The sequence below is a fragment of the Pseudomonas sp. LD120 genome (assembly GCF_009861525.1).
GTDB lineage: Bacteria > Pseudomonadota > Gammaproteobacteria > Pseudomonadales > Pseudomonadaceae > Aquipseudomonas.
Window position 1 is genome coordinate 2,591,572 of the sequence record NZ_WVHL01000005.1, and the last position, 17,260, is coordinate 2,608,831.

13 protein-coding genes and 1 pseudogene are annotated in these 17,260 nt (G+C 66.6%); 7 read left to right on the forward strand and 7 right to left on the reverse strand.

All coding sequences use genetic code 11. The features are described 5' to 3' along the window. Window positions 1-44: 44 nt before the first annotated feature. The 4 genes from PLD_RS26325 to PLD_RS26340 all read right to left on the reverse strand — a co-directional run bounded on the left by PLD_RS26325 (window position 45) and on the right by PLD_RS26340 (window position 4,887). Window positions 45-650 carry a hypothetical protein gene (locus PLD_RS26325; RefSeq protein WP_159897596.1) on the reverse strand — a complete coding sequence of 202 codons (606 nt, stop codon included), beginning with the start codon at window positions 648-650 and terminating at the stop codon, window positions 45-47. A gap of 50 nt (window positions 651-700) precedes the next feature. Then, a complete protein-coding gene (locus PLD_RS26330; protein ID WP_159897597.1) occupies window positions 701-1,114 on the reverse strand; it encodes a hypothetical protein in 414 nt (137 codons plus the stop codon). A gap of 153 nt (window positions 1,115-1,267) precedes the next feature. Beyond that, the gene (locus PLD_RS26335) at window positions 1,268-3,040 is read right to left on the reverse strand and encodes an acyl-CoA dehydrogenase C-terminal domain-containing protein (protein ID WP_159897598.1); all 1,773 of its coding nucleotides are present in this window, start codon (window positions 3,038-3,040) and stop codon (window positions 1,268-1,270) included. A 224-nt stretch (window positions 3,041-3,264) separates the two neighbouring features. After that, window positions 3,265-4,887 carry an acyl-CoA synthetase gene (locus PLD_RS26340; RefSeq protein ID WP_159897599.1) on the reverse strand — a complete coding sequence of 541 codons (1,623 nt, stop codon included), beginning with the start codon at window positions 4,885-4,887 and terminating at the stop codon, window positions 3,265-3,267. Between the two features lie 305 nt (window positions 4,888-5,192). Here PLD_RS26340 and PLD_RS26345 point away from each other — a divergent pair, with 305 nt between their 5' ends. Beyond that, a complete protein-coding gene (locus PLD_RS26345; protein WP_159897600.1) occupies window positions 5,193-7,094 on the forward strand; it encodes a PAS domain S-box protein in 1,902 nt (633 codons plus the stop codon). Beyond that, window positions 7,091-7,726: a response regulator transcription factor gene (locus PLD_RS26350; protein ID WP_159897601.1), complete on the forward strand. Its 636-nt coding sequence runs from the start codon at window positions 7,091-7,093 to the stop codon at window positions 7,724-7,726. The genes PLD_RS26345 and PLD_RS26350 overlap by 4 nt, the downstream gene beginning before the upstream one ends. Before the next feature lie 3 nt (window positions 7,727-7,729). Here PLD_RS26350 and PLD_RS26355 read toward each other — a convergent pair whose 3' ends face one another. Beyond that, window positions 7,730-8,326 carry a TetR/AcrR family transcriptional regulator gene (locus PLD_RS26355; protein WP_159897602.1) on the reverse strand — a complete coding sequence of 199 codons (597 nt, stop codon included), beginning with the start codon at window positions 8,324-8,326 and terminating at the stop codon, window positions 7,730-7,732. Beyond that, a complete protein-coding gene (locus PLD_RS26360) occupies window positions 8,319-9,170 on the reverse strand; it encodes a 3-hydroxybutyryl-CoA dehydrogenase (RefSeq protein ID WP_159897603.1) in 852 nt (283 codons plus the stop codon). Before PLD_RS26360 ends, PLD_RS26355 begins: the two co-directional genes overlap by 8 nt. Before the next feature lie 170 nt (window positions 9,171-9,340). Between PLD_RS26360 and PLD_RS26365 the strand changes: the two genes are divergently transcribed. Then, window positions 9,341-10,357 (forward strand): AraC family transcriptional regulator, encoded by a 1,017-nt coding sequence (locus PLD_RS26365; RefSeq protein WP_159897604.1) that lies wholly within the window; start codon window positions 9,341-9,343, stop codon window positions 10,355-10,357. Window positions 10,358-10,581: 224 nt separating this feature from the next. On the opposite strand, the gene PLD_RS26370 is transcribed toward PLD_RS26365, so the two are convergent. Next, the gene (locus PLD_RS26370; RefSeq protein ID WP_159897605.1) at window positions 10,582-12,453 is read right to left on the reverse strand and encodes a sigma-54-dependent Fis family transcriptional regulator; all 1,872 of its coding nucleotides are present in this window, start codon (window positions 12,451-12,453) and stop codon (window positions 10,582-10,584) included. A gap of 369 nt (window positions 12,454-12,822) precedes the next feature. On the opposite strand from PLD_RS26370, the pseudogene PLD_RS26375 reads away from it, so the two are divergent. From PLD_RS26375 to PLD_RS26390, 4 genes and pseudogenes are all read left to right on the forward strand, one after another. Further along, window positions 12,823-13,898, forward strand: a pseudogene (locus tag PLD_RS26375) (ATP-NAD kinase family protein). Window positions 13,899-13,900: 2 nt separating this feature from the next. Next, window positions 13,901-14,878: a thiamine pyrophosphate-dependent dehydrogenase E1 component subunit alpha gene (locus tag PLD_RS26380; RefSeq protein ID WP_159897607.1), complete on the forward strand. Its 978-nt coding sequence runs from the start codon at window positions 13,901-13,903 to the stop codon at window positions 14,876-14,878. Window positions 14,879-15,054: 176 nt separating this feature from the next. Further along, entirely contained in the window at window positions 15,055-16,068 is a 1,014-nt protein-coding gene (locus PLD_RS26385) for an alpha-ketoacid dehydrogenase subunit beta (RefSeq protein WP_159897608.1), read from the forward strand. Then, window positions 16,068-17,180 (forward strand): acetoin dehydrogenase dihydrolipoyllysine-residue acetyltransferase subunit, encoded by a 1,113-nt coding sequence (locus PLD_RS26390; RefSeq protein WP_159897609.1) that lies wholly within the window; start codon window positions 16,068-16,070, stop codon window positions 17,178-17,180. The genes PLD_RS26385 and PLD_RS26390 overlap by 1 nt, the downstream gene beginning before the upstream one ends. Window positions 17,181-17,260 lie beyond the last annotated feature (80 nt).

The window sequence follows — 17,260 nt, forward strand, 5'->3', positions numbered from 1 at the left end:
ACTCATCAAGGTAGAGAACAGGTAGAAAGAAGCCGGGGTGACGCTCAGTCGACAATCACTCGGGTGTCCGGACCCAGGCATACGCTCAACTGATTGCCGGCTCGGTCGAAGGCGCAATAGGGCAGGGGTTTGCGGGTGATGGCCAGCAGCGGTGGGAGCATGAAGGTCGCTGCCAGCACCAGGGCCCACAGGGTGCGCAGCAACAGCAGATTGCCAGTGGCGGGTGGGCGCGGCTTGAGCCGCTGCTGACGCAACAGGTAGACGCCGCTGTAGACCAGGGCGAAGCCGAAGACCATCACATAGTCCAGCTCCCGGGGTTGGATGCTGAAGATCAGGTTGCCGTCGAAATCATCCGGGTAGTTGATCCGCCACCACAGGCCCAGCAGCCCTTGCACCAGCCCGGCGACGATCAACGCCAGGCGCGCGCCGGGTACCCGGGTCAGCAGCGCCAGCACCAGGCCCAGGACGCTGAGGGCCCAGCCGCCCAGGTACATCACAAAGTCCATGGAGCCGCCGAACAGGGTGCCGCCGACCTCGCGGGGGACGATCAGGTTCAGGTTGCAATGGATCATGCTGGCCGTGGGCGCGGCGACGGCGATCCAGCACAGCGGGTAGTAGAGCCTGGACCAGAGGGTGTACAGGGGCGACATGCAGGGACTCGAAAATGACAGGGCCGATGAGGGGGAGTGGCGGGTTGGATTCAGGCGAACAGCAAACCGCAGGCAACCGCGAACAGCGCCAGGGCGAGGCTGATGCCCACCAGGGGAATGCGGAACCAGTAACGAATCGCCAGCAGCCACAGGCTGGCAAGAAAGCCCAGGCCGATCAGCAGCAGGCCGCGGGCTTCCAGCAGCAGGGCCGGGTGCAGCCAGGCCAGGTAGCCATAGACCAGGCCGAACAGTATGGCGCCCAGGCTGTGGCTGGCATTGAAGCCGACCCAGGCCCGCCACAGGCTGGTCTGGCCGGTGATCATCGGCGATACCTGGCGCATGCGTTCGGCCAGGGCCGGATCGCGGGGCTGGAATTTGTCGGTGGCGAAGGTGTAGATCAGGTGCAGGGTGCCGAGCAGCAGCACGATGGCTGAGCTGGCGACGATCAGGGCGGGGGTCAACACGTTTCTTCCTTGGGCGGTGTCCGGGTGCGAAGTATGCCGGGTCGCTTGAGGTTTTGCATCCGTGGGGAGGCTGTTGCCTGAGCTTGGAGCTGGAGCTGGAGCTGGAGCTGGGGCTGGAGCTGGGGCAGGGCGGCGGGCGCCCTGCCCGGGCACTCAGAAGTGCTCGGCGTCGAGGCCGAACAGCGAGGAACTGCCGGCGCGGATGCTCTGCTCCAGGCTGAGAATGCGCGGCAGCAAGCGGCTGAAGTAGAAGCGCGCGGTGGCCAGCTTGGCACCGTAGAAACCGGGGTCTTCAGCGTGCTTGTGCTCGGCCACCTGGGCCATGCGCGCCCACAGGTAGGCGTAGGCCACGTAGCCGAACAGTTGCAGGTATTCGACGCAGGCGCTGCCCACCGCGTGGGGGTTGTGCGCGGCCTGCTCGCGCAGCCAGTCGCTGAGGTCTTCCAGGCGCTGCACCGCGTCCAGTAGTTCGGCGGCGTAGGCGGCGCCTGGCAGGTAGGCATAGTCGCGGATCTCGCCGGTGAACAGGCGCAGGGCCACGCCGCCATTGCCCACCACCTTGCGCCCCAAGAGGTCCAGGGCCTGGATGCCGTTGGTGCCTTCGTAGATCTGCGCGATGCGCACATCGCGCACCAGTTGCTCCTGGCCCCATTCGCGAATGTAGCCGTGGCCGCCGAAGATCTGCTGGCCGAGCACGCAACTGTCCAGGCCGGTGTCGGTGAAGAAGGCCTTGGCCACCGGGGTCAGCAGCGCCACCAGCGCTTCGGCGTTGTGCCGCTCATGGGGCTGGTCGGCGAACTTGGCCAGGTCCAACTGCTGGCCGACGTAGCTGGCGAAGGCCCGGCCGCCTTCGGTCATGGCCTTCATGGTCAGCAGCATGCGCCGCACATCGGGGTGAACGATGATCGGGTCGGCGATCTTGTCCTTGGCCACCGGGCCGGCCGGGGAGCGGCTCTGGATGCGTTCGCGGGCGTAGGTGCGGGCGTTCTGGTAGGAGTTCTCGGCGCAGCCGATGCCCTGGATGCCGATGGACAGGCGCTCGTAGTTCATCATGGTGAACATCGCCGCCAGGCCCTTGTTGGCCTCGCCGATCAGCCAGCCGCTGGCGCCGTCGAAGTTCAGCACGCAGGTGGCCGAGGCCTTGATGCCCATCTTGTGTTCGATGGAGCCGCAGCTCACCGCGTTGGCTGCGCCGAGGTGGCCGTTGGCGTCGACCTGGATCTTCGGCACCAGGAACAGCGAGATGCCCTTGGGCCCTGCGGGGGCGTCCGGCAGCTTGGCCAGCACCAGGTGGATGATGTTCTCGGTCAGGTCCTGCTCGCCGCCGGTGATGAAGATCTTGCTGCCGCTGATGCGGTAGCTGCCATCGGCCTGGGGTTCGGCGCGGGTGCGGATGATCCCCAGGTCGGTGCCGGCATGGGCCTCGGTCAGGCACATGGAACCGGCCCAGCGGCCTTCGTACATCGGCGGCAGGTAGCGCTGCTTGAGCTCCTCGCTGGCGTGGGCGTCGATGGCCAGGCAGGCCCCGGAACTCAGGGCCGAGTACAGGGCGAAACTGGAATTGGCGGCGTAGAGCATCTCTTCGAACTGCACCGCGAGCATCTTCGGCATGCCCATGCCGCCGTAGGCCGGGTTGCCGCTCAGGCCAACCCAACCGCCCTGGATATAGGTGCTGTAGGCCTCCTTGAAGCCGGCCGGGGTGCTTACCTGCCCGGCGTGCCAGCTGGCGCCTTCTTCGTCGCCGCTGCGGTTGAGCGGGGCGATCAGATTGCCGGTGACCTTGGCCGCTTCTTCGAGAATGGCGTCGGCGGTGTCGGCGTCCACGGTGTCGGCCAGGGCCGGCAGGCGCGCCCAGAGCTGGGGGGCGTTGAACACTTCATGCAGGACAAAGCGCATATCGCGCAGCGGAGCATTGAATTCGGGCATTGCAGGAACCTCGGGCAAAAAGGGGAGGTTGAGCGGCCGTGGCCGCATGAATCGAAAACGAAACCCGCCCTCTTGCAGGAGCCGGCATGCCGGCGAAGCGCCCCGCGAGCCCTGTATCGCCCTGGCCGACGCCTTCGCGGGCAAACCGGCTGCGGATGCAGGGACCTTGAGGGCGCCTTCGCTGACAAGTCAGCTCCTACCGGAGAGGGGCTGGTGTATTCAGGCTAGAGGTTTTTCGCCAGGTCGCGCAGGACGAATTTCTGGATCTTGCCGGTGGAGGTCTTGGGCAACTGGCTGAAAACCACGGTGCGCGGCACCTTGAAGCCTGCCAGGTGCTCGCGGCAGAAGGCGATGATCTGCGCCTCGCTCACCTCCTGATGATCGGCCTTGAGGGTGATGAAGGCGCAGGGGGTTTCGCCCCATTTTTCATCGGGTCGGGCCACCACTGCCGCTTCCAGCACCGCCGGATGGCGATAGAGCACGCCTTCGAGCTCAATGGTGGAGATGTTCTCGCCGCCGGAAATGATGATGTCCTTGAGCCGGTCGCGGATTTCGATATAGCCGTCCGGATGGGTTACCGCCAGATCGCCGGTGTGGAACCAGCCGCCCTCGAAGGCCTCGGTGGTGGCCGTGGGGTTCTTCAGGTAGCCCTTCATCACGGTGTTGCCGCGCATGAAGATCTCACCGATGGTCTGGCCGTCATGGGGCGTGGGTTGCAGGGTTTTCGGGTCGGCCACCATGACCCCTTCCAAGGTCGGGTAGCGCACCCCCTGGCGTGCCTTGATCTGCGCCCGCTGTTCCAGCGCCAGTTCGTCCCAGGCCGCGTGCCAGGCGCACAGGGTCACCGGGCCGTAGACCTCGGTCAGGCCGTAGACGTGGGTGACCTTGATGCCCATTTCCTCCACGGCGCCGATCACCTTGGCCGGTGGCGCCGCCCCGGCGACCATGGCGTTGACCGGGTGGTCGATGGCCGCCTTGGCCGAGTCCGGCATGTTCACCAGGGCATTGAGCACGATCGGTGCGCCGCACAGGTGAGTGACCTGGTGTTCGTGGATCAGGTTGAGAATTTTCTGCGGGTCGACCCGGCGCAGGAACACATGCACGCCCGCCAGGGCGGTGACGATCCACGGGTAGCACCAGCCATTGCAATGGAACATCGGCAGGGTCCACAGATACACCGGGTGGTTACCCATGGCCCAGATCATCTGGTTGCCCAGGGAATTGAGGTAGGCGCCGCGGTGGTGATAGACCACGCCCTTGGGGTTGCCGGTAGTACCCGAGGTGTAGTTCAGGGCGATGGCCTGCCATTCGTCCTCCGGCCACTGCCAGGGGTACTCTGGGTCGCCTTCGGCGAGAAATGCCTCGTAATCCAGATCGCTGACCGCCTGGCCTTCGCCGTATTCCGGGTCGTCGACATCGATCACCAGTGGCGGGTGGTCGAGCATGGCCACGGCGGCGTGGATCACCTCATGGAACTCGCGGTCGGCGATCAGCACCTTGGCTTCGCCGTGGGCCAGCATGAAGGCGATGGCCTCGGCGTCCAGGCGCACGTTGAGGGCATTGAGCACGGCGCCGATCATCGGCACGCCAAAATGCGCCTCGAGCATCGCCGGGATATTCGGCAGCATCACCGCCACTGTGTCGTTCTTGCCGATGCCACGGCCGGCCAGGGCCGAGGCCAGACGCCGGCAGCGGCTGTAGGTCTGGGCCCAGGTGCGCCGGATCGAGCCGTGGATCACCGCCGGATACTCGGGGTAAACCGCAGCGGTGCGTTCGATGAAGCTCAAGGGAGAGAGGGCGATATGGTTGACGGCAGACGGCGCGAGGCCTTGCTCGTAGATGGACATGGTTCGGGTACCCGGTGGCTGATTATTAGCTCTATTGGCCGACGCTTGCGTGGTGGGTGCAGCCTGCCTGAAACCCTTACCGTGGGAGCCGGCTTGCCGGCGAAGGCGATCTCACGGGCCCCTTCGCTGGCAAACCAGCTCCTGCGTTCGGTGTTCCCTACAAGCAGCACACCCAGCGAAAGCTCGGTGACTTATCCGGGGTCTTTTATATACTGTTTGTCGACTGATATGGAAGTACTACCTGAGTTGTATAGTATTTGTACTATATTTAAAATTCGCTGTTGTCACCCACAGGTTGATCGACAATGCCTACCTCCACCCACCTGAGCCGCTGGTTGCAGCAACAGCGCGAAGGCCAGTTGCCGGACTCGCCCTGGCTCGGCCACGACCCACAGCCGAGCCTGCTGCTGGACGCCCGGGCACAGCCGCTGGACCTCAATCCGGCGTTGCGCCAGTGGCTGGATGGCGCAGCATCGAGCGATCTCGCGGCCCTGCTGCCGATCAACCACCCGGCGCTGGTGCGGGCATGTCTGGCGCAGCAACGGGCCATCGAACAGGTCGAGGCCCAGTGGGGCGAGCGGATTCTGCTCTGGACCTTTATCCCCGACCCCCAGCGGCAACGAGTGTTGGCCCGTTGTAGCGAAGCCACGGCGCAGTTGCTGGCCGAGCGTGAATCGGCCAAGGCCCGGCGCCTGTACCGGCTGATCACCGAAAACACCACCGACCTGATTTCCCGGCACACTCCGGATGGCCGCTTCCTCGATGCCTCGCCGGCGTCCTGGACCCTGTTGGGCTACTGGCCCGAGCAACTGCGCGGCCTGCTGGCCCGCAGCCTGTTCCACAGCCAGGACCTGGCCGGGCTGATGCAGCGCACCCAGGACGCCCTGGAGCAGGACGGCTACCACACCATGACCTACCGTATTCGCCACCGCGACGGCCATTACCTGTGGTTCGAAACCGCCTGCCGGGGCATCCGCGATACCTACACCGGCACCGTGGTGGAAGTGGTGGCGGTGTCCCGGGACATCACCGCCCGGGTCCAGGCCGAAGAGAACAAGCGGCGCCTGGCCGAAGTGGTGGAAGCCAACCCCGACCCGGTGCTGTTCATCCAGCCCAGTGGCGCGGTGACTTACCTCAACCCGGCGGCGCGGCGCACCCTGGGGCTCGGGGTCGATCAAGCGATGCCCGACCTGGCCTCGATACTCAGCCCCCAAGTGCTGGACAGCCTGCAATGCGAGGGCTGGGAGCGCGCCGAGCGCTGCGCTCGCTGGAGCATCGAGGCGCGCCTGCAACCGCCGGCCGGCGGCGCCTCGGTGCCAGTGTCGCTGATGCTCCTGGCCCACCGTGCGGCCAGTGGCGAGCGCTTCTATTCCCTGGTGGCCCACGACCAGAGCGAGCGCGAACTGCGCGAAGCCCAGCAGCGCCATCACCAGGACGAACTGGCCCACACTGCGCGGGTGGTGACCCTGGGCGAACTGGCCTCGGGCATCGCTCACGAGATCAACCAGCCGCTGGCGGCGGTGGTCAATTACGCCAACGCCAGCCAGCGTTATTTGCAGGCACTGGACACTCACCCCGAGGCCGCCCGCAAGGTTGCCCAGGGCCTGGAACGGATTGCCGATCAAGCCACCCACGCCGCCGAAGTGATCAAGCGTTTGCGGGCCTTTCTGCGCAAGGGCGGGCGCCGGGTGCAGGCCCTGGACCTCGCCGAAGTAGCCCGGGAAACCGTGCGCCTGTGTGCCTGGGAAGCCCAGGCCAGCCAGGTGACGATCGACTTGCACCTGGCGGATAATCTGCCGCCGGTGTACGCCGACCGGGTGCTGCTGGAGCAGGTGCTGCTGAACCTTTTGCGCAACGCCATCGAGGCCAATCGCGAAGTGCACGGGCAGCAGGGCTCGCACATTGTGCTGGCGGCCGAGGCGAGGAGCGAAGGCGGGGTGCAGATCAGCGTCAGCGACCAGGGCCCCGGGGTCTGTGCCGAGCAACTGCCGCAACTGTTCACCCCGTTCTACACCAGCAAGGTCAACGGCCTGGGGCTCGGATTGTCCATGAGCCGCAGCATCGTCGAAGGCTTTGGCGGCGACTTGCAGGCCCAGCCCCAGGCGGTGGGCCTGCGCATGTGCTGCCGGCTGCCGGCCAGCGCCCCGGCCGACCCCCCGGCAACTTCTCAGGCATCTTCCCAGGCAACGACAGGAGCAAGGCAATGACGAGCGTGGCGCAGCAGTTGGTGTACGTGGTCGACGACGACCCGGGCATGCTTGACTCCACCGTCTGGCTCCTGGAGTCGGTGGGGCTCAAGGCCGTGCCCTTCACCAGCGGCCGGGAGTTTCTCGAACACTGCGACCCCAGCCTGAACGCCTGCGTGCTACTGGATGTGCGCATGCCCGGCATGGGCGGGCTGAATGTCCAGGAAGAGCTGCGCCAGCGCGATATCCACCTGCCGCTGATCTTTGTCAGCGGCCACGCCGACGTGCCCATCGTGGTCCGCGCGTTCAAGGCCGGGGCGGTGGATTTCATCGAGAAGCCCTACAACGAACAGCTGCTGCTGGACAGCGTGCAGCAGGCCCTGAACCGCGCCGACAACCGTCAGAGCCAAAGCGCCGAACAGGCACGGGTGCACGCGCGGGTCGAGAGCCTCACGCCACGGGAGACGGATGTGCTGCTGCCGCTGGTCAAGGGCTACACCAATCGGGAGATTGCCGAACAGCTGGGGGTCAGCGTCAAGACCATCGACCTGTATCGCTCACGGGTGATGAAGCGCATGCAGGCCGAGCACCTGCCGGACCTGGTGGGCATGGCGATTGCCGTCGGCCTGGTGGACCCGCTGCACCTGCGCTGAGGTTCAGGCCACGGCGCTCTGGGGCGACGCACCGCCGAGCAGGCGCTCGATGGCGCCGCTCAGCAGGTTTTCCAGCAAGGCGTCGCGTTCACGCTCCGCCAGGGGCTGCTCGCTGAACCAACTGGGGGCGTTGTTCAGCAGGCTGGCCACTGCGTGGGCGGTGGCCCGTCGCGCCGCCTCACCCTGCCCGGGCGGGGGGCCCAGCAGTTGCAACAACTGTTGCTCGTAACGCTCGCGCAATTGCCCGACCCGCAGTTGCTGGTCGGGATTGAGGCAGCCGCTGTCGCGCTCCACCAGGCGAAAATGCCGCGGCAATTCCCGGTGCAACTTCAGGTGGGCGCGGATCAGCGCCGGCAGGCAGTCGCCCTGCAACTTGCGCCGCTGCAGGCGCTTGAGGGTGCTGTGCAGCTCATCGAAGAACTCTTCGATCAGGTCCAGCAGCAGGTGCTGCTTGCTCGGGTAATGGTGGTACAGCGAGCCTGGGGTCAATCCCAGATGGCTCGCCAGCTCACGCATGCCGACCTGGCCGAAGCCCTTGCTGGCGAACAGCTCCAGGGCCTTGTCGCGGCTTTCGGCAAAGCGTGAGCAGCGCTCAGCCATAGGGATGGAAACCCCGACCGGTCTTGCGCCCCAGGTAACCGGCGGCGACCATTTCCTTGAGCAGCGGCGCGGGGCGGTACTTGCTGTCGTTGAACCCCTCGTAGAAGGCTTCAAGGATCGCCAGCAGGGTGTCCAGGCCGATCAGGTCGGCCAGGGCCAGCGGGCCGATCGGCTGGTTGCAGCCCAGGCGCATGCCGGCGTCGATGTCCTCGGCGCTGGCCAAGCCTTCCTGGAACACCAGGATCGCCTCGTTGATCATCGGTACCAGGATGCGATTGACCACAAAACCCGGGCGGTTGCCGGCAGTGATCGCGGTCTTGCCCAGGCGCTCGGCCATATGCATGGCCAAGGCGTGGGTCGCGTCACTGGTCTGCAGGCCGCGGATCACCTCAATCAGGCCCATCACCGGCACCGGGTTGAAAAAATGCAGGCCGATAAAGCGCTCCGGCGCGCTGACGCTGGCGGCCAGTTGGGTGATCGACAGCGACGAGGTGTTGGAGGCGATCACGCACTCGGCGCTGACCTGGGCGGCGATCTGCTGCAGCACCTTGAGCTTGAGGTCCAGATTCTCGGTGGCGGCTTCGATCACCAGTTGCGCATCCTTGAGCGCACTGTAGTCGGTGCTGATGCGGATCCGGCCGAGGGCGGCGCGCTTGGCGTCTTCGCTCAAGGTGCCTTTGCTCACCTGGCGGTCGAGGTTCTTGCCGATGGTGGCCAGGGCTTTTTCCAGAGCGCCCTGGGCGATGTCCAGCAGGGTCACGTCAAAGCCCGCCTGGGCGCAGACCTGGGCAATGCCGTTGCCCATGGTGCCGGCACCGATCACCCCGATATTTGCAAGATTCATCTTCAGCTCTTCCTTTGTTCATGGCCTTCGCGGAGCATGGCGCGGATGCCTTGCCCAGCGCTTTATCCAGCGCGAGTCTAGAGCCCCGCAGGCCGACCGGCCTATGCCGAAAGCGGTCAAGGGGGCTGGCGTTTTTTGCCATAGGTCCAGCTTCGGGAGCACAGCCACATATGCGTGAAACGGATTCGGTCGCGGTCTACTTTGTCCGGGTGATGACCCACGCCCTGCGCCAGCAGCCGGCGCGCCTGGCGGCGGTACTGAGCGAGGCCGGCATCGACCCGGCGTTGCTCGACCAGCCCCAGGCGCGGGTGCCCGGCAGCGCCTTTGCCGCGCTGTGGCTGATCCAGATCCGCGAGTTGCAGGACGAATTCTTCCAGCTTGACTCCCGCGGCATGCCGCCGGGGGCTTTCGCCCTGATCTGTCGTGGGCTGATCCAGGAACCCAACCTGGAAAAGGCCCTGCGCCAGTGCCTGAATAACTTTGGCCTGTTTCTGCGGGACGTCGGCGCCCACCTCAGCGTGCGCGGCAAGCGCGCGGTGATCAGCCTGGACAGCCGTTGCGACGATCCCGAGCGTGGCCACTACGCCGAAGAAACCCTGCTGGTGCTGATCATCAGCCTGCTGTGCTGGCTCGGCGGGCGGCGGATTCCCATCGACCGCGCCGACTTTCGCCATCATCGCCTGAGCCTCAGTGACGATGCGTTGCTGTGGGGCAGCAACCTGAGCTGGAACGCCGGGCGCACCGAGATCGAATTCGCCAGCCGTTTCCTGCGCCTGCCGGTGGTCCAGGACCTGGCCTCGCTCAAGGTCTTTTTGCGCAGCGCCCCGCAGTGGCTGGTGATCCGTTTTCGCAACCAGCACGGGCTGACCACCCAGGTGCACCAACGCCTGCGGGGCAGCCACTACAGCCAGTGGCCGACCCTGGAAGCCTTCGCCCGCGAAGTGCAGATGAGCGCCAGCACCCTGCGCCGGCGCCTGGAGCGCGAGGGCGGCTCGTACCAGGAGATCAAGGATGAAGTGCGCCGCGGCGTCGCCGTCGAACTGCTACGCCGCACCAGCGTCAGCATCAGTGAGATTGCCGAACTCACCGGCTTCCAGGAGCCCAGCGCCTTCCACCGCGCGTTCAAGAAATGGACCGGCGAAAGCCCCGGTCGCTACCGCGCCCGCTTCCAGCCTGCACCTGCCTGATTCCACGACATCACAGCAACTGTAGGAGCTGGCTTGCCAGCGAAGGCGTCCGCAAGATCACCGCCTGATCCGAGGGCCCATTCGCCGGCAAGCCGGCTTCTACAGAAACGCGCAACACCCCGGAGCGCCGTGTAGGAGCTGGCTTGCTAGCGAAGACGTCCGCAAGGTCACCGCCTGATCCGAGGGCCCTTTCGCCGGCAAGCCGGCTCCTACAGAGGTGTGGGTCAGGCGGGGCTGCGGCCGGGCATCTGGATGCCGTGCTGCTGCACGCGGCGGTACAGGGTGGCGCGGGAGATGCCCAGGGCCTTGGCCGCGGCCACGGGTTTCCAGCGGTGGCGCACCAGGGCGTCGAGCAGGGCCTGGCGTTCGGGGCTGGTGGCGCTTTCCTGGGCGGGCAGGGCGCCGTCGGTGGCGGCGCCGCGCAGTTGCTCGGGCAAGTCTTGCAGCTGGATCAGCGGCCCTTCGCACACGGCGCAGGCGTAGCGCAGTACATGGCGCAATTGCCGCACGTTGCCCGGCCAGCGGTAGCCCAGCAGGCATTCCAGCGCCGCATTGCCGAGCTGCACCGGCGCGCCGCAGCGCTTGGATTCCTCTTCGACAATCCGCGTGATCAGCGCCAGCCGGTCGCTGCGTTCGCGCAGCGGCGGCAGTTGAAAACGCGCGCCGCCGAGGCGGAAATACAGGTCCTCGCGAAAGCTGCCTTCGGCCACCAGCGCTTCCAGGTCGCGGTGGGTGGCGCAGATCACCTGGATGTCCACCGCCTTGCGCTGCGCGGCCCCCAGCGGCGCCACTTCACCCTCGGCCAGCACCCGCAGCAGGCGGGTCTGCAAGGCCAGGGGCATGTCGCCGATTTCATCGAGGAACAGGGTGCCGCCATCGGCCTGTTGCAGCAGCCCCTGCATGCCCTTGTTCGACGCCCCGGTAAAGGCTCCGGCGACATAGCCAAACAGCTCGCTCTCGATCAGGTTCTCGGGAATCGCCGCGCAGTTGACCGCGACAAAGGGCCGGTCCCGGCGCTGGCTGGCCTGGTGCAATTGGCGGGCGAAGACTTCCTTGCCGGAGCCGGTCTCGCCCTGGATCAGCACCGGCAGATGCCGGTCCTTGACCCGCACCGCCAGGCGCAGGCTCTGTTCCACCCGCGGGTCCAGCGGCTCGCCGGCCAGGCTCAGGCGCGGGCGGCTGCTCTGGGGCCGGCGCGGCGCCTGCAAGCGGCCATGCAACTCGGCGGACAGCGGGCACAGGCCCTCGTCCCGGGCGCGCTGCAACAGCTGCGGGTCGAACACCTGGGTGATGTGCTGCGGCAAGCGGCCATAGCGGCCCAGCAGGTAATGGCGCGCCGCCGGGTTCAGGGCCCGCAGGCAACCGTCATCGTCCCAGGCCAGCAGGTAATCGGGCTGGCTGTCGACATAGCCGGGGCTGGCATGGGCCCGCAGCACCCAGTAACCCTGGGCGCTGTTCATGAAGAATGCCTGTTCGATCTCCCGGGCGCTCTGCACCACCATCTGCCGGATCAGGTGCTGGGAACGGCGGTCATCCGGGGAGCGCACCGCCGAGACGTCCAGCACCCCCAGCAGCTCGCCCTGGGGATCGAACACCGGGGCGGCGGAGCAGGTCAGGCCGATGAACGCGGCGCGAAAATGGTCGCGCTTGTGCACCGTGATCGGCGTGCGCGCGGTGAGCACTGCGGCCACGCCGCAGGTGCCTTCTTCACCCTCCGACCAGCAGGTGCCCAGGTACAGCCCGGCCTTGCGGCAGTCGTTGCGCAGGGTGGACTCCACTCGGTAATCGATGGTCTGGCCCTGGGCGTCGGTGAGCAGCACGCAGTAGTCGGCGTCGCGCACCCGGCCATGCAGGCGCGCCACTTCTTCGCTGGCGATGCGCAAGAACAGCTCGGAGCGCTCGCGGCATTCCTTGAGCACGTTCTCCGACAGGATGCGGGGCCCCTGTAGCGAACCGGGGTCCAGCTGGTGCTGCTCCATGGAGCGCCGCCAGGAATCGAGGATCAGGCTCGGCACCGGCGCCTGGGGCAGGTGCGCGGCGTTTTTCAGCACTCGGCTGACGCAGTCCACATGGGCTTTTGAATGTGCGGAAAGCATGAAGGCCTCCGGTTGCAGCTTCTTATCGTTGTCGGTGCATTAAGCGCCGATCCGCGGCCCTGGACAAGCACCGGGCGGCGCTGGGACGGCAGTGAGACGCAACGTCTCAAGGTCTCGTCAAAGCCCCGTGCAGCCTGACATGCAACGTCTCACGAGCGGCTGGCTTCAACGCGCCGTAGCACGCATGTCAGCCGCTCTGGAACGGCCTTTTCCGCAGATTTTTCGACAACTGGCACCGGCCTTGCTCTAGCCCTTGGCAACCAGTCCTCGGCCACCAGCTCCTGGCCAGCAACGCCGACTGGCCCATCGAAGAATAAGAACGAGGTGCCCGATGTTTTCTCCTGCCTGTGCTCCGCCCGTGGTGAACCCATGAACCGCCGCCCCCTGACCGTCGGCATCATCGCCAACCCGGCCTCGGGCCGTGATGTGCGCCGCCTCACCGCCAATGCCGGGCTGTTCTCCAGCACCGACAAGGTCTCGGTGATCCAGCGCCTGCTGGCGGCCTTTGGCGCCACCGGCATCACCCAGGTGCTGATGCCCACCGACATGACCGGCATCGCCGCCGCGGTGCAGAAAAACAGCCGCAGCCGCCAGGCCCGGGAGCAGCACTGGCCGGCCCTGGAGTTCCTCGACCTGACCCTGCGTCAGAGCGTCGAGGACACCCGCCAGGCCGCGCGCTGGATGGCCGAGCGCGGGGTGTCGCTGATTGCCGTGCTCGGGGGCGACGGCACCCACAAGGCGGTGGCCGCCGAGGTCGGTGACATTGCGCTGCTGACCCTGTCCACTGGCACCAACAACGCCTTTCCGGAGCTGCGCGAAGCCACCAGCGCCGGGCTGGCTGGCGGGCTCTACGCCAGCGGCCGGGTGCCCGCCGAGATCGCCCTGCGGCGCAACAAGCGCCTGCTGGTGCGCGAACCATCCCGGGGCCTGAGCGAGGTGGCCCTGGTGGATGTGGCGGTGTCGCCCCTGGCCTTTGTCGGCGCCCGGGCCATCAGCCGCGCCAGCGATCTGGCGCAGGTCTTCGTGACCTTCGCCGAGCCGCAGTCCATCGGCATTTCCGCGCTCTGCGGGCTGTGGCTGCCGGTGACCCGCCAGGCCCCCCACGGCGCCTGGATGCGCCTGGACCCGCAGTCCCCCGAAGCGCTGCTGGTGCCCCTGGCCCCCGGCCTGCTGCAGGGCTGCGGCGTGCTGGACGCCGGCTACCTGCAACCCAACGAGCCCCAGCCGCTGTGCCTGAGCGCCGGCACCCTGGCCCTGGATGGCGAGCGCGAGATCGAGTTCAACCCCCACGACCGGCCCACGGTCACCCTGGATGCCGGCGGCCCGCTGAGCATCGACGTCAACGCGGTCCTGGAACACGCGGCGCGCCAGCGCCTGCTGGCCATCGACCGCGATCACCGGCAACACCCCGTGAACCTTCAGTCCGAAGACACCCTGGAGAATAAAAATGTCGACACCCCTGACCACTGACCAGTTGCTCCACGCCTACCGGGTGATGCGCACCATCCGCGCATTCGAAGAACGCCTGCATGTCGAGTTCGCCACCGGTGAGATCCCCGGTTTCGTCCACCTCTACGCCGGGGAAGAAGCCTCGGCCGCCGGGGTCATGGCCCACCTGCGCGACGATGACTGCATCGCCTCCAACCACCGCGGCCACGGCCATTGCATCGCCAAGGGCGTGGACGTGTTCGGGATGATGGCGGAGATCTACGGCAAGAAGACCGGGGTCTGCCAGGGCAAGGGCGGCTCCATGCACATCGCTGATTTCGAGAAGGGCATGCTCGGCGCCAACGGCATCGTCGGTGCCGGGGCGCCGCTGGTGGTGGGCGCGGCCCTGGCCGCGCGGCTGCAAGGCACCGACGGCGTGTCGGTGGTGTTCTTCGGCGACGGCGGCTCCAACGAAGGCGCGGTGTTCGAGGCCATGAACATGGCCTCGGTGTGGAACCTGCCGTGCCTGTTCATTGCCGAGAACAACGGCTACGCCGAGGCCACGGCGTCCAACTGGTCGGTGGCGTGCGACCACATCGCTGACCGCGCCGCCGGCTTCGGCATGCCCGGGGTGACGGTGGACGGCTTTGATTTCTTCGCCGTGCACGAAGCCGCCGGCGCCGCCGTGGAACGCGCCCGGGCCGGGGAGGGGCCGTCGCTGATCGAGGTCAAGCTGACCCGCTACTACGGCCACTTCGAGGGCGACGCCCAGACCTACCGCGCCCCCGACGAGGTCAAGCATTACCGCGAGCACAACGACTGCCTGATGCAGTTCCGCGAGCGCACCACCCGTTCGGGCCTGGTGCAGGCCAGCCAGCTGGAGCAGATCGATGCCGACGTGGATGCGCTGATCGAAGACGCGGTGCGCAAGGCCAAGTCCGACCCGAAACCGAGCCCGGCCGACCTGCTCAGCGACGTGTACGTCGCCTACCCCTAAGGACCCTGCTCACGATCTGCTGCGCTTAGCTCTTACGGCGTTAAAAATGGCTTCGAAATGCTCATTTAGGGTCCTAAATTCTGCTTTCTCAGCTGTTTTTGCCGTATCTGGGCGTCGCTCGCTAGCTCGTGAACAGGCTCTAGAGCCTCCTCCAAGAACAACAAGAGACCACCATCATGGCGAGAAAAATCAGTTACCAGCAGGCCATCAACGAAGCCCTGGCCCAGGAAATGCGGCGCGACCCCAGCGTATTCATCATGGGTGAAGACGTGGCGGGCGGTGCCGGCGCCCCCGGCGACAACGACGCCTGGGGCGGTGTGCTCGGGGTGACCAAGGGCCTCTACCATCAATTCCCCGGGCGGGTGCTGGACACCCCACTGTCGGAAATCGGCTATGTCGGCGCCGCAGTGGGTGCCGCCACCCGTGGCGTGCGCCCGGTGTGCGAGTTGATGTTCGTCGACTTCGCCGGCTGCTGCCTGGACCAGATCCTCAATCAGGCGGCGAAGTTTCGCTACATGTTCGGCGGCAAGGCCCAGACCCCGCTGGTGATCCGCACCATGGTCGGCGCCGGCTTGCGCGCCGCGGCCCAGCACTCGCAGATGCTCACCTCGCTGTGGACCCACATCCCCGGGCTGAAGGTGGTCTGCCCCTCGTCGCCCTACGACGCCAAGGGCCTGCTGATCCAGGCCATCCGCGACAACGACCCGGTGATCTTCTGCGAGCACAAGCTGCTCTACAGCCTGCAGGGCGAAGTGCCGGAAGAGTCCTACGCGATTCCCTTCGGCGAGGCCAACTTCCTGCGTGACGGCAAGGACGTGACCCTGGTGTCCTACGGGCGCACGGTGAACACCGCCCTGGACGCGGCCCGAGCCCTGGCCGGGCGCGGCATCGACTGCGAAGTCATCGACCTGCGCACCACCAGCCCGCTGGATGAAGACAGCATCCTGGAAAGCGTGGAGAAGACCGGGCGCCTGGTGGTGATCGACGAAGCCAACCCGCGCTGCTCCATGGCCACCGACATCTCGGCGCTGGTGGCACAGAAAGCCTTCGCGTCGCTCAAGGCGCCGATCGAAATGGTCACCGCGCCCCATACGCCGGTGCCGTTCTCCGACGCCCTGGAAGACCTGTACATCCCCGACGCGGCGAAGATCGAAACAGCCGTGCTCACCGTGATCGAGTGGAGCCGCTGATGAGCCAGATCCATACCCTGACCATGCCCAAGTGGGGCCTGTCGATGACCGAGGGCCGGGTCGATGCCTGGCTCAAGGAAGAAGGCCAGAGCATCAGCAAGGGCGATGAAGTGCTGGACGTGGAGACCGACAAGATCTCCAGCAGCGTCGAGGCGCCGTTCTCCGGCATCCTGCGCCGGCAGATCGCCCGCCAGGACGAGACCCTGGCGGTGGGCGCGCTGCTGGGCATCGTGGTCGAAGGCGAGGCCAGCGACGCCGAGATCGACGCGCTGATCGAGCAGTTCCAGGCCAGCTTCGTGCCCGGCGACAGCGCCGACGAAGACTGCGGCCCGGCGCCGCAGAAGGTCGAACTGGGCGGGCGCTTGATCCGTTATTTCGAAAGGGGCGAAGGCGGCACGCCGCTGCTGCTGGTGCACGGCTTTGGCGGCGACCTCAACAACTGGCTGTTCAATCACGAAGCCCTGGCCGCCGGGCGCCGGGTGATTGCCCTCGACCTGCCGGGCCATGGTGAGTCGGCCAAGGCCCTGCAACGCGGCGACCTCGACGAATTGAGCGAAGTGCTGCTGGCGCTGCTGGATCACCTGGAGATTCCCGTGGCCCATCTGGCGGGCCATTCCATGGGCGGCGCGGTGTCCCTCAACACCGCGCGGCTGGCGCCGCAACGGGTGCGCTCGCTGACCCTGATCGGCAGCGCCGGGCTGGGCGCTGAGATCAACGGCGACTACCTGCAAGGCTTCGTCGAGGCCAGCAACCGCAACGCCCTCAAGCCGCAGCTGGTGCAGTTGTTCTCCAATGCCGAACTGGTGAACCGGCAGATGCTCGACGACATGCTCAAGTACAAACGCCTGGAAGGGGTGCAGGCGGCCCTCGGGCAGTTGGCCGGCAACCTGTTCGCCGACGGCCGCCAGCAGGCCGACCTGCGCCCGGTGGTGCAGGACGGCGCGCAGCCGGTGCTGGTGATCTGGGGCAGCGACGACCGGATCATTCCGGCGAGCCATAGCGCCGATCTCAAGGCGCAGATCGAGGTGCTGCCGGGGCAGGGGCACATGCTGCAGATGGAAGCGGCGGAGCAGGTCAACCGCCTGATCCTCGACTTCATTTGCCAGCACTGAGGTGCGCGGCGGCCAGGGGGCCGTCGCCGCCCTACAACAATCAGGAGAAGCCAAGATGAGTGTTGCCCTCAAATCCGTTC